Origin of the sequence: Streptomyces sp. NBC_00224 (assembly GCF_041435195.1) — a bacterium.
GTDB lineage: Bacteria > Actinomycetota > Actinomycetes > Streptomycetales > Streptomycetaceae > Streptomyces.
The window spans coordinates 3,649,038-3,660,817 of the sequence record NZ_CP108106.1; the positions used below are offsets into that span (position 1 = coordinate 3,649,038).

At 72.6% G+C, this 11,780-nt stretch carries 10 protein-coding genes; 5 read left to right on the forward strand and 5 right to left on the reverse strand.

Translation table 11 applies throughout. The features are described from left to right. Positions 1–8: 8 nt before the first annotated feature. Genes mmsA through iolC form a run of 5 tightly spaced genes read right to left on the reverse strand, consistent with a single transcriptional unit; the run spans position 9 to position 6,111 of the window. Positions 9–1,520 carry a CoA-acylating methylmalonate-semialdehyde dehydrogenase gene (gene mmsA, locus OG965_RS16245; RefSeq protein WP_371652790.1) on the reverse strand — a complete coding sequence of 504 codons (1,512 nt, stop codon included), beginning with the start codon at positions 1,518–1,520 and terminating at the stop codon, positions 9–11. A gap of 15 nt (positions 1,521–1,535) precedes the next feature. After that, the gene (gene iolD / locus OG965_RS16250; protein ID WP_371652791.1) at positions 1,536–3,416 is read right to left on the reverse strand and encodes a 3D-(3,5/4)-trihydroxycyclohexane-1,2-dione acylhydrolase (decyclizing); all 1,881 of its coding nucleotides are present in this window, start codon (positions 3,414–3,416) and stop codon (positions 1,536–1,538) included. Then, positions 3,413–4,234 (reverse strand): 5-deoxy-glucuronate isomerase, encoded by an 822-nt coding sequence (gene iolB / locus OG965_RS16255; protein ID WP_371652792.1) that lies wholly within the window; start codon positions 4,232–4,234, stop codon positions 3,413–3,415. The genes iolD and iolB overlap by 4 nt, the downstream gene beginning before the upstream one ends. 9 nt (positions 4,235–4,243) lie before the next feature. Then, complete coding sequence (locus OG965_RS16260; RefSeq protein ID WP_371656955.1) at positions 4,244–5,137, reverse strand: deoxyribose-phosphate aldolase; 894 nt, start codon at positions 5,135–5,137, stop codon at positions 4,244–4,246. A 2-nt stretch (positions 5,138–5,139) separates the two neighbouring features. Further along, positions 5,140–6,111, reverse strand: a complete 972-nt coding sequence (iolC, locus tag OG965_RS16265) for a 5-dehydro-2-deoxygluconokinase (protein WP_371652793.1) — start codon at positions 6,109–6,111, stop codon at positions 5,140–5,142. A gap of 141 nt (positions 6,112–6,252) precedes the next feature. Between iolC and OG965_RS16270 the strand changes: the two genes are divergently transcribed. The 5 genes from OG965_RS16270 (at position 6,253) to OG965_RS16290 (ending at position 11,573) form a co-directional block, all read left to right on the forward strand. Next, positions 6,253–7,155 carry a sugar phosphate isomerase/epimerase family protein gene (locus OG965_RS16270; RefSeq protein ID WP_371652794.1) on the forward strand — a complete coding sequence of 301 codons (903 nt, stop codon included), beginning with the start codon at positions 6,253–6,255 and terminating at the stop codon, positions 7,153–7,155. 4 nt (positions 7,156–7,159) lie between these two features. Then, positions 7,160–8,179, forward strand: coding sequence for a Gfo/Idh/MocA family protein (locus tag OG965_RS16275; RefSeq protein WP_371652795.1), 1,020 nt, complete (start codon positions 7,160–7,162; stop codon positions 8,177–8,179). Positions 8,180–8,524: 345 nt separating this feature from the next. Next, positions 8,525–8,728, forward strand: a complete 204-nt coding sequence (locus tag OG965_RS16280; RefSeq protein WP_101388375.1) for an AlpA family transcriptional regulator — start codon at positions 8,525–8,527, stop codon at positions 8,726–8,728. 130 nt (positions 8,729–8,858) lie between these two features. Beyond that, a complete protein-coding gene (locus OG965_RS16285) occupies positions 8,859–9,170 on the forward strand; it encodes a heavy-metal-associated domain-containing protein (protein ID WP_371652796.1) in 312 nt (103 codons plus the stop codon). Between the two features lie 126 nt (positions 9,171–9,296). Further along, the gene (locus OG965_RS16290; RefSeq protein ID WP_371656956.1) at positions 9,297–11,573 is read left to right on the forward strand and encodes a heavy metal translocating P-type ATPase; all 2,277 of its coding nucleotides are present in this window, start codon (positions 9,297–9,299) and stop codon (positions 11,571–11,573) included. Positions 11,574–11,780: the final 207 nt, after the last annotated feature.

An 11,780-nucleotide genomic window follows, 5' to 3' on the forward strand; every position in this document is an offset into this window, starting at 1 on the left:
GTCCTGCGTCAGTGGTTGCGCGGGAAGCCCAGGTCGACGCCCGTGGGGCCCTCGGAGGGGTCCGGCCAGCGGGTGGTGACGACCTTGCCTCGGGTGTAGAAGTGCGTGCCGTCGTTGCCGTAGATGTGGTGGTCGCCGAAGAGCGAGTCCTTCCAGCCGCCGAAGGAGTGGTAGCCCACCGGCACCGGGATCGGCACGTTGACGCCGACCATGCCGGCCTCGACCTCCAGCTGGAAGCGGCGGGCCGCGCCGCCGTCACGGGTGAAGATCGCGGTGCCGTTGCCGAACGGCGAGGCGTTGATGAGCGCCAGGCCCTCGTCGTACGACTCCACGCGCAGCACGCACAGCACCGGGCCGAAGATCTCGTCCCTGTACGCGTCGGCGGAGGTCGGCACCTTGTCGAGCAGCGAGAGGCCGATCCAGTGGCCGTTCTCGTAGCCCTCCACCGTGTATCCGGTGCCGTCCAGGACGACTTCGGAGCCCTGCGCGGCCGCGCCCTTCACGTACGAGGCGACCTTGTCTCGGTGGGCGGCCGTGATCAGCGGGCCCATCTCGGAGGCCGGGTCGTCGCCCGGGCCGATCTTGATCTTCTCGGCGCGCTCGCGGATCTTCGCCACCAGCTCGTCACCGATGGCGCCCACCGCGACGACCGCCGAGATGGCCATGCAGCGCTCGCCCGCCGAGCCGTACGCGGCCGAGACGGCGGCGTCGGCGGCCGCGTCCAGGTCGGCGTCCGGCAGGACCAGCATGTGGTTCTTGGCGCCGCCGAGGGCCTGGACGCGCTTGCCGTTGGCGGAGGCCGTGGTGTGGATGTACCGGGCGATCGGGGTGGAGCCGACGAAGGAGACGGCGGCCACGTCCGGGTGCTCAAGGAGGCGGTCGACGGCCACCTTGTCGCCGTGCACGACGTTGAAGACGCCGTCGGGCAGCCCGGCCTCGCTGAGCAGCTCCGCGATCTTCATCGCCGCCGACGGGTCCTTCTCCGACGGCTTGAGGACGAAGGTGTTGCCGCAGGCGATGGCCAGCGGGAACATCCACATCGGCACCATCGCCGGGAAGTTGAACGGCGTGATGCCCGCGACGACACCGAGCGGCTGGCGCAGCGAGGCGACGTCCACCCGGCTGGCGACCTGCGTCGACAGCTCGCCCTTGAGCTGCACGTTGATGCCGCACGCCAGGTCCACGACCTCCAGGCCGCGCGCGACCTCGCCGAGCGCGTCCGAGTGCACCTTGCCGTGCTCGGCGGTGATCAGCTCCGCGATCGCGTCGCGGTTGGCGTCGAGCAGCGCGCGGAACTTGAACAGCACCGTCGTACGTTGAGCCAGCGAAGACTGGCCCCAGGTCGCGTACGCCTCACGGGCCGCGGCGACCGCCGCGTCCACCTCCTCCACATTGGCGAAGGCGACCTGCGTGGTCACGGCCCCGGTGGCCGGATCGGTGACCGGGCCGTACGTACCGGACGCGCCCGCAGCCCTCGCAACGGGCTTACCACCAATCCAGTGGTTGACGGTCTTCGTCATGATCGCATTGCTCCTTCAGAGATGGCGGCGTCGGGCTGCGACTTGCCGGTCGTACTCCTCACGCGCCTCGACCGCCGACGAGCGGGTCGCGGTCTCGGCCACAGGAACATCCCACCACGCCTGTGCCGGGGGCGGGCCCGACACAGTGTCTGCCGTTTCGGTCTCGACGTAGACACATGTAGGACGGTCCGCCGCGCGGGCGGTCGCGAGGGCTTCGCGCAGGTCACGAACGGTCTTGGGGCGCAGCACGGCCATCCCGAGGGAGGCCGCGTTGGCCGCCAGGTCCACCGGCAGCGGCTCGCCCGTATAGGTCCCGTCGGGTGCCTTGAAGCGGTACGCGGTGCCGTAGCCCTCGCCGCCCACCGAGGCGGAGAGGCCGCCGATCGAGGCGTACCCGTGGTTCTGCAGGATCACCACCTTGATCGGGAGGTTCTCCTGCACCGCCGTGACGATCTCGGTGGGATTCATCAGATACGTGCCGTCGCCGACCAGCGCCCACACCGGACGGCCTGGCGCGGCGAGCGCAACCCCGATCGCCGCCGGGATCTCGTATCCCATGCAGGAGTAGCCGTACTCGACGTGGTACTGGTCGCGCGAGCGGGTCCGCCAGAGCTTGTGCAGATCGCCGGGGAGCGAGCCCGCCGCGTTGATCAGGATGTCGTCCCCGGTGACCAACGTGTCGAGTGCGCCCAGGACTTGGGCCTGGGTGGGGCGGGCGTCCTCGTCTCCGGGTGCGTACGCGGCGGTCACCCGCTCCTCCCAGGCGGCCTTCGCCTCGCCGTAGGCGGTCGTATAGGCGGGTGCGACGCGGTGCTCGCCGAGGGCCTTCGCGAGCGCGGCGAGGCCCGCGCGCGCGTCGGTGACGAGCTGGAGCGCGCCCAGCTTGTGGGCGTCGGCGCCGTTGACGTTGAGCCCGATGAAGCGGACGGAAGGGTTCTGGAAGAGGGTCGAGGAGGCGGTGGTGAAGTCGGTCCAGCGGGTGCCGACCCCGAGGACGACATCGGCCTCGCGGGCGAGCGCGTCGGCCGTGGCGGTGCCGGTGTGGCCGATGCCGCCCACGTCGCAGGGGTGGTCGTACGGCAGCGAGCCCTTGCCCGCCTGGGTGGAAGCGACCGGGATGCCGGTCCGCTCGGCGAAGCGGCGCAGGGCGTCCTCGGCGCGGGCGTGGTGCACCCCGCCGCCCGCGACGACCAGCGGACGGCGGGCGGTGCGCAGCAGTTCGGCCGCCTCGTCGAGCTCGGCCGGGTCCGGCTCCTGGGCGCGCACGTGCCACACCCGCCGCCGGAAGAACTCCTCGGGCCAGTCGTACGCCTCCGCCTGCACGTCCTGCGGCAGCGCCAGCGTGACCGCGCCGGTCCTGGCCGGGTCCGCGAGCACGCTCATCGCGGCGAGCGCGGCCGGGATCAGGGCCTCGGGCCGGGTGATCCGGTCGAAGTAGCGCGAGACCGGACGCAGACAGTCGTTGACCGACACATCGCCCGCGTAAGGGACTTCGAGCTGCTGGAGCACCGGGTCGGCCGGGCGGGAGGCGAAGACGTCGCCGGGCAGCAGCAGGACCGGCAGATGGTTCACGGTGGCCAGGGCCGCGCCCGTGACGAGGTTGGTGGCGCCGGGGCCGATCGAGGTGGTCACCGCGTGCGCCGAGAGCCGGCCCGACTGCCGGGCGTAGCCGACGGCCGCGTGCACCATGGCCTGTTCGTTGCGGCCCTGGTGGTACGGCATGTCGCTGCCGGGCTCCAGGAGCGCCTGGCCGATCCCGGCGACGTTGCCGTGGCCGAAGATGCCCCAGGTGGCGGTGATCAGGCGCTGCTCGGCGCCGGAGCGGGCCGTGTACTGGCGGGAGAGGAAGGCGAGCAGCGCCTGCGCGGTGGTGAGGCGCCTGGTCGTACCGCTCATCGGTAGCCCTCCGCATGGTCGGGGTGGAAGCGGATCTGCCACGCGCGTTCCTCGCCCGGGCCCGCCATCACGTTCAGGTAGTACATGGGGTGCCCGGGCGCTGCGATGGAGGGGCCGTGCCAGCCGTCGGGGACGAGGACGGCGTCACCGGCGCGGACCTCGGCGAGCACGTCGGCGCCGCCGGGGCGCGAGGGCGAGACGCGCTGGTAGCCGAAGCCCTGCGGGGTCGCGAACTCGAAGTAGTAGATCTCCTCCAGCTCCGACTCCTGCCCGGGGACGTGCTCGTCGTGCTTGTGGGGCGGGTAGGAGGACCAGTTGCCGCCCGGGGTGATCACCTCGACGGCGATCAGCCGGTCGCACGCGAAGACGTCGGCGGCGGCGAAGCCCCGGACCTCGCGGGCGCTGACGCCCGCGCCGCGCCGTTCGACGGGCACCTCCGGCGCGGGGCCGTGACGAGCGGGGAGTCTGCGCTCGCAGCTCGCTCCTGCCAGGGCGAACCGGCCTCCCGCGCCGGAGGCGATCTGTGCGTGGGCGTCACGCGGGAGGTACGCGAAGTCGGTGACTCCGGCGAACACGCTCTCCCTGCCCAGCAGTTCCATGATCCGGTCATCTACGTGTACCGTACAGCCACCATTGAGGGGCAGCAGGATCCACTCGCTGTCGCCGGTGGCGAAGGCGTGCGTCCCGCCCGGCGCCAGCTCCAGCACGCGCAGCCCCGAGTAGCCCCAGCCGGCCCGCTCGGGGCCGATGTCGAGGGCGTACGCCTCGCGGGAGGTGGTTCCGGCCCGTACGAACAGCTCGTCCTTGTGCTCGTCCATGCCTCCTCCCTACCCCCTCAGCAGCGTGGCTGCGGTGTCGACCGCGCCCGCCACGTCGCCGTCGGCCGGATAGAGCAGGGTGCGCCCGGCCACCAGCCCCTGCACGGTGGGCAGTCGCAGCGCGCCGCGCCACTTCTCGTACGCCGCCTCCTGCTCTCCCACGGTCTTGCCGATGTCCCCGCCGAGCAGCACGGCGGGCAGCGTGGTGGTCGCCATCACCCGGGCCATGTCGTCCGGGTTCTCGGTGACGGGCACCTTCAGCCAGGTGTACGCCGAGGTCCCGGCCAGTCCGGAGGCGATGGCGAGCGAGCGCGTCACCGCGTCCGCGCTGAGATCGTTCCGCAGCCGTCCGTCGCGCCGGTGACAGATGAACGGCTCCACGAAGACGGGGAGTCGACGCTCCGCCATCTCGTCGATGGCGCGGGCCGCCGAGTACAGCGTGTTGAGCGAGCCCGGGTCGTCGTAGTCGACCCGCAGCAGCAGTTTGCCCGCGTCGAAGCCGAGCCGGGCGAGGTCCTGGGCGCGGTGGCCGGTGAACCGGTCGTCCAGTTCGAAGGAGGCCCCGGCGAGCCCGCCCCGGTTCATCGACCCCATGACGACCTTGTCCTCCAGGGCGCCCAGGAGCAGCAGGTCCTCCAGGATGTCCGCGCTGGCCAGCACCCCGTCGACGCCGGGCCGGGACAGCGCGAGGCAGAGCCGTTCGAGCAGCACGGACCGGTCGGCCATGGCGAAGGCGTCGTCGCCGACGCCCAGCGCGCCCCGGGCGGGGTGGTCGGCCGCGATGATCAGGAGCCGCCCGGCGCCCCGCACGAGCGGACGCCGTTCGCGCCGGGCGGCGGCTTCGGCGACGGCCTCCGGGTTCCGGGCGCGCACCCGGGCGAGGTCGCCGGGGCTGATGCGGATGCTCACGGCCGTCCCCCCGCCAGTACGCGCTCGACCTCGGCCGGGTACGGCATGGCGGAGGAGCAGGCGAGCCGGGATGCGACGATCGCGCCGGCGGCGTTGGCGTACCGCATCAGCCGCTCGATGCCCCAGCCCGCCAGCAGCCCGTGGCAGAGCGCCCCGCCGAACGCGTCCCCGGCGCCGAGCCCGTTGACCACCTCCACGGGGACGGGCGGCACCTCGGCGGTGCTCCCGTCCCGGTGGACGGCGAGCACGCCCTTCGGCCCCTGCTTGACGACGGCGAGCTCGACCCCGGCCGCGAGCAGCGCGCGGGCGGCGGCGTGCGGATCCCGCTCCCCGGTGGCCACTTCGCACTCGTCGAGGTTGCCGACGGCGACGGTCGCGTGGCGCAGGGCCTCGCGGTAGTACGACCGCGCCCGGTCGGGGGCCTTCCAGGCTGCGTCCTTCCAGAACGCCGGCCGCCAGTCGAGGTCGAAGACCGTGGTGCCGGTACGGGAGCGGGCGGCCAGCGCCGCCAGCGTGGTGGACCGGCTCGGCTCGACGCTCAGCCCGGTGCCCGTGACCCAGAAGATCCGGGCCGCGCGAATCGCGTCGAGGTCGAGGTCCGCCTCGTACAGCTCCAGGTCGGGCGCCTTGGGCTCGCGGTAGAAGTACAGCGGGAAGTCGTCCGGCGGGAAGATCTCGCAGAAGGTGATCGGCGTCGCCAGGCCCGGCACGCTCTTCACCCAGCGCGCGTCGACCCCGAACTCGCCCAGCTCCGCGCGCAGATACTCCCCGAAGGGGTCCTCGCCGGTGCCGGTGATCACGGCCGTGCGGCGCCCGAGCCGGGCCGCCGCGACCGCCACATTGGAGGGCGAGCCGCCGAGGAACTTGCCGAACGAGGTCACCCGGGAGAGCGGCACGCCGGTCTGGAGCGGGTAGAGGTCCACCCCGATCCGCCCCATGGTGATCACGTCGTACGGAACCGCCTCCATGCACGCCCCCTTCATCGGCGACCCTCGGGCCTGTCCGGCGGATCCAGGTCTAGCGGCCCCGGCCCGGCCCTGTCAATCTTTTGTCCTGACATTCGGACGTAGCCTTGACACCGTTCCGGCGCCCCCGGAAGGCTGGCTCCCATGACGACGGCCAAGACTCGCATCCGGATCGGCTCGGCCCCCGACTCCTGGGGCGTCTGGTTTCCCGACGACCCCCGCCAGGTCCCCTGGTCCCGCTTCCTCGACGAGGTCTCCGGGGCCGGATACGGCTGGATCGAACTCGGACCGTACGGCTATCTCCCCACCGACCCGCGGCGCCTCGCCGACGAGACCGCGCGCCGGAACCTGCGCGTGTCGGCCGGGACCGTCTTCACCGGGCTGCACCACGGCCCGGCGGTGTGGGAGACGACCTGGGAGCACGTCGCGGACGTGGCCGAGCTGACCCGGGCGACCGGCGCCGGGCACCTCGTCGTCATCCCGGCGTTCTGGCGCGACGACAAGACCGGCGAGGTCCTGGAGAGCGCGACGCTCACCGCCGCGCAGTGGCGCGATCTCGCCGGGCAGACCGAGCGGCTCGCCCGCGAGGTGCGCGAGCGGTACGGGCTGCGGATCGTCGTGCACCCGCACGCCGACACCCACATCGACAGCGAGGAGAACGTCGCCCGCTTCCTCGACGCCACCGACCCCGACCTGGTGAGCCTCTGCCTGGACACCGGGCACTACGCCTACTGCGGCGGCGACAGCGTCAAGCTGATCGAGACGTACGGGGAGCGCATCGGCTACCTCCACCTCAAGCAGGTGGACCCGGACATCCTGGCCCAGGTGCATGCCGAGGAGCTGCCGTTCGGGCCCGCCGTGGCCCGGGGCGTGATGTGCGAGCCGCCCGCCGGGGTGCCCGCGCTCGAACCGGTGCTGGCCGCCGCCCAGGCGCTCGACGTCGACCTGTTCGCGATCGTGGAGCAGGACATGTACCCGTGCGATCCGGACCGGCCGCTGCCGATCGCCACGCGCACGCGCGCGTTCCTGCGCTCCTGCGGGGCGTGATCCGATGACCTCCGCACCGCTCGGGATCGCCGTGATCGGCACCGGAAAGATGGGCGCCGACCACGTCCGCCGCCTCACCACCGTGATCGGCGGGGCCCGGGTCGCCGCCGTCGCCGACATCGACGCGGAGCGCGCCAAGGCCGTCGCCGGTCCGATCGACGGCTGCGCCGCCCACACCGACCCGGCGGCCGCGATGGCCGCGCCGGGCGTCGACGCGGTCCTGATCGCGTCCTCGGGCCCGGCCCACGAACCCGCGCTCCTGGAGGCGTTCCGGCGCGGGCTGCCCGTCCTGTGCGAGAAGCCGCTCACCCCGGACCCGGGCGGGGCCCTGCGGGTCCTGGAGGCCGAGACCCGGCTCGGGCGCCGCCTGGTGCAGGTGGGGTTCATGCGGCGGTACGACACGGAGTACGTACGCCTCAAGGCGCTGCTCGACGAGGGCGGCCTCGGGCGCCCGCTGTTCCTGCACTGCCGCCACCGCAACGCCTCCTCCCCCTCGTTCTTCACCACCGAGATGCTGATCCGCGACTCCGTGGTCCACGAGGTCGACGCGGCCCGCTGGCTGCTCGGCCAGGAGCTCACCGCCGTCCAGGTGCTCCGCCCGCGCCCCTCCTCGTACGCCCCGGAAGGCCTGGGCGACCCGCAGCTCGTGCTGTTCGAGACGGCCGGCGGCGCGGTCGTCGACGTCGAGATCTTCGTCAACTGCGGCTTCGGGTACGAGGTGCGCTGCGAGGCCGTCTGCGAGCGCGGCGCCGCCTCGACCGGCGCCGGGACCGGTCCGGTGGTCCGCTCCGGCGGACGTTGGGGCGGCGAGATCCCGCAGGACTTCACGGCCCGCTTCGCCGACGCGTACGACCGCGAGGTGCAGGCGTGGGTGGACGCCACCCGGCAGGGCCGCGTCGAGGGCCCGAGCACCTGGGACGGCTATATGGCGGCCGTGGTCTGCGAGGCGGGCGTACGGGCCCAGCGCTCGGGCGAGCGGGTGGCGGTCGAGCCCGCGCTGGAACGGCCGGGGCTGTACGCGTAGCCGACGGGGCCGGGTTGTAGCCGGCGCCGACGCTGTCGCTGTCGCTGTCGCTGTCGCTGTCGCTGTCGGGAGCGTGCGCCTGCGGTTTCGCATGCCCAGAGCGTGCCCCCGCATGCCCCGACCCTCCCCAGTCGCCCCATTCATCCCCCGTGTCACAACCGTCCCCTTCACGTCACACATGTCTCCATTACGCGGGTCTTGCGTCACAGGGAAGCGACAGCCACACCCCCGCCTCAACTGTCCGTCGTTCAACGGGCACAGGCTGAGTGATCGTCAAGCGCCCGCGCCCAGCTCCCCCGACGGCCGCCAGACCGCCGCTGCGGCGCACCCAGGGAGGTGCCCACCATGACCGACCGACGGCTCTGGTCGTACAAGGAGATCGCCGCGCACATCCGCGTACAGCCGGACACGGTCCGCTCCTATCGCAAGCACGGGCTGCTGCCCCCGCCCGACACCGTCGAGAACGGCAAGCCCTTCTGGTACGCCGACACCATCCGTACCTGGGTCGCGCGCCGCCCGGGGAACCGGAGCCGCAGGGCGAACGACTGACTGAGGAGGTGGAGCGGCTACTGGATTAATACCCCCTAGGGGTATAACGTGGATCCTGTCAGCGGGCCTCGGCCTTCCCGTGGCCCCCTGGTGCACCATGGATCCGTACCGCCCCGAAGAGGAGAACCCCATGACCGCCGAGACCGAAGCCGCCGTCGCCACGACCGGCTCCTGCTGCTCGCCCGCCGGTTCCTGCCACAGCGCCGGCCCGGCCGACGTCCAGGTCGGCTCCGTCACCACCGTCTACCAGGTCTCCGGCATGACCTGCGGGCACTGCGAGGGCGCCGTGTCGGGTGAGATCGGCGAGATCGCCGGCGTCGGTTCGGTGAAGGCCGTCGCCGCGACCGGCGAGGTGACCGTCGTCTCGGCCGCGCCGCTGGACGACGAGGCCGTCCGCGCGGCGGTCGACGAGGCCGGCTTCGAGCTGGTCGGCCGGGCCTGAAAGCCCGATCTTCCTCTTCCGGGCCGTACGACGAGCGCTTCCGCGCCGTACGGCCCGGTCTCTTTTTCAGGAGCTCACGTGGAGAGCAACGTGGAAAGCAACCTGGTCGAGCTGACCATCGGCGGCATGACCTGCGCCTCGTGCGCGGCCCGCATCGAGAAGAAGCTGAACCGGCTGGACGGGGTCGAGGCGACGGTCAACTACGCGACCGAGAAGGCGAAGGTCGCCTTCGGCGACGGCGTCGAGGTGGCGGGCCTGGTCGCGACGGTCGTCAAGATGGGGTACACCGCCGAGTCACTGGCGCCTCCGGAGCCCCCACCGACCCCCGCACCCACGGTGGCCGAGCCCCTGCGGGAGACCCCGGGGGCACCCACCGAGCCCGAGGCGGACCGGCGGGAGCCGATCGCCTCCCGCACCGACGCGGCGGGCGCCGCCGAGAGCCGTGCGGCGCAGGCACTCGCCGCCCTGCGACAGCGGCTGCAGGTCTCCGCCCTGCTCGCCGCGCCCGTCGTCCTGCTCGCCATGGTCCCCTCGCTGCAGTTCGACAACTGGCAGTGGCTGAGCCTGACGCTCGCCGCGCCGGTCGTCGTCTGGGGCGGGCTGCCCTTCCACAAGGCCGCCTGGACCAATCTGCGCCACGGCGCGGCCACCATGGACACCCTCGTCTCGGGGGGCACCCTCGCCGCGTTCCTCTGGTCGCTGTGGGCGCTGTTCTTCGGCGACGCGGGGATGCCCGCCATGCGCCACGGGTTCGACGCCACCGTCGGCCGCGCGGACGGCGCCTCCACCATCTACCTGGAAGTCGCCGCCGGGGTCGTCACCTTCATCCTGCTCGGCCGCTATCTGGAGGCCCGCTCCAAGCGCAAGGCGGGCGCGGCCCTGCGGGCGCTGCTCGAACTCGGCGCCAAGGACGTCGCCGTCCTGCGCGGCGGCGCCGAAGTGCGCGTACCCATCGGCGAGTTGCGGGTCGGGGACCGGTTCGTGGTGCGGCCCGGCGAGACGGTCGCGACCGACGGGACGGTCGTGGAGGGCGCGTCCGCCGTGGACACGTCCATGCTGACCGGCGAGTCCGTCCCCGTGGACGTGAGTGCGGGCGACGGCGTCACCGGCGCCACCGTCAACGCGGGCGGCCGTCTGGTCGTCGAGGCGACCCGGGTCGGCGCCGACACCCAGCTGGCCCGGATGGCCCGCCTGGTGGAGGACGCGCAGAACGGCAAGGCCGAGGTCCAGCGCCTCGCCGACCGCATCTCCGGCGTCTTCGTCCCCATCGTGCTGCTCATCTCGCTCGGCACGCTCGTCGGCTGGCTGCTCGCCACCGACGACATCACCGCGTCCTTCACGGCCGCCGTCGCGGTCCTGATCATCGCCTGCCCGTGCGCCCTGGGGCTCGCGACCCCGACCGCGCTCATGGTCGGCACCGGCCGCGGCGCCCAGCTCGGCATCCTCATCAAGGGCCCCGAGGTCCTGGAGACCACCCGCCGCGTCGACACCGTTGTACTCGACAAGACGGGCACGGTCACCACGGGGCAGATGACCCTGTACGACGTGTACGCGGCGGACGGCACCGACGACAAGGAGGTGCTCCGGTACGCGGGCGCCCTGGAGCACTCCTCCGAGCACCCCATCGCCCGGGCCATCGCCCAGGGCGCCGCCGAGCGGGCCGGGGAACTGCCCGTGCCCGAGTCCTTCCTGTCCCTGCCCGGGCGCGGGGTGGAGGGCGTGGTGGAGGGACACACCGTCTTCGTGGGCCGGGGCGTCGAACTGCCCGCCGCGCTCGCGGCCGCCAAGCAGGCCGCCGAGGCCGAGGGGCGTACGGCGGTCGTGGTGGCCTGGGACGGGGCCGCCCGGGGCGTTCTGACCGTCGCCGACGCGGTGAAGGAGACCAGCGCCGAGGCGGTGTCCCTGCTGCGCGGCCTCGGACTGCGGCCGGTACTGCTGACCGGGGACAACCGAGCCGTGGCCGAGTCGGTGGCCGCCCGGGTCGGGATCGCCGCCGAGGACGTCCACGCCGAGGTGCTGCCCGAGGACAAGGTCGACGTGGTCAAGCGCCTTCAGGCCGAGGGCCGTTCGGTGGCGATGGTGGGCGACGGCGTCAACGACGCGGCCGCGCTGGCCACCGCCGATCTGGGGCTGGCGATGGGCACCGGAACGGACGCCGCGATAGAGGCGTCCGACCTGACCCTCGTACGGGGGGACTTGCGGGTTGCGGCCGACGCGATCCGGCTCTCCCGGCGGACCCTGGCGACCATCAAGGGCAACCTGTTCTGGGCCTTCGGCTACAACGTGGCCGCGGTTCCGCTCGCCGCGGCGGGCCTGCTGAACCCTATGATCGCGGGCGCGGCTATGGCGTTCTCCTCGGTCTTCGTGGTAACCAACAGCCTACGGTTGCGCTCCTTCACCTGATCTCCACAAAGAGAGCTAGATCACAGAGATTATGAGGTAACCATCGGAGCGGTTCGGGAGTCTAAGTGGGCGATGCCGAGGATGTCTTGGGGGACGTCCATGGAATGTCTTGGGGGACGTTCCAGGCAGCGCGTTGGCCGGGGCACGTACAACGGGGAGCTTTGAGCGGCCCACCCGTTACGTACGTACCCCGGCAGACCGCCGGAC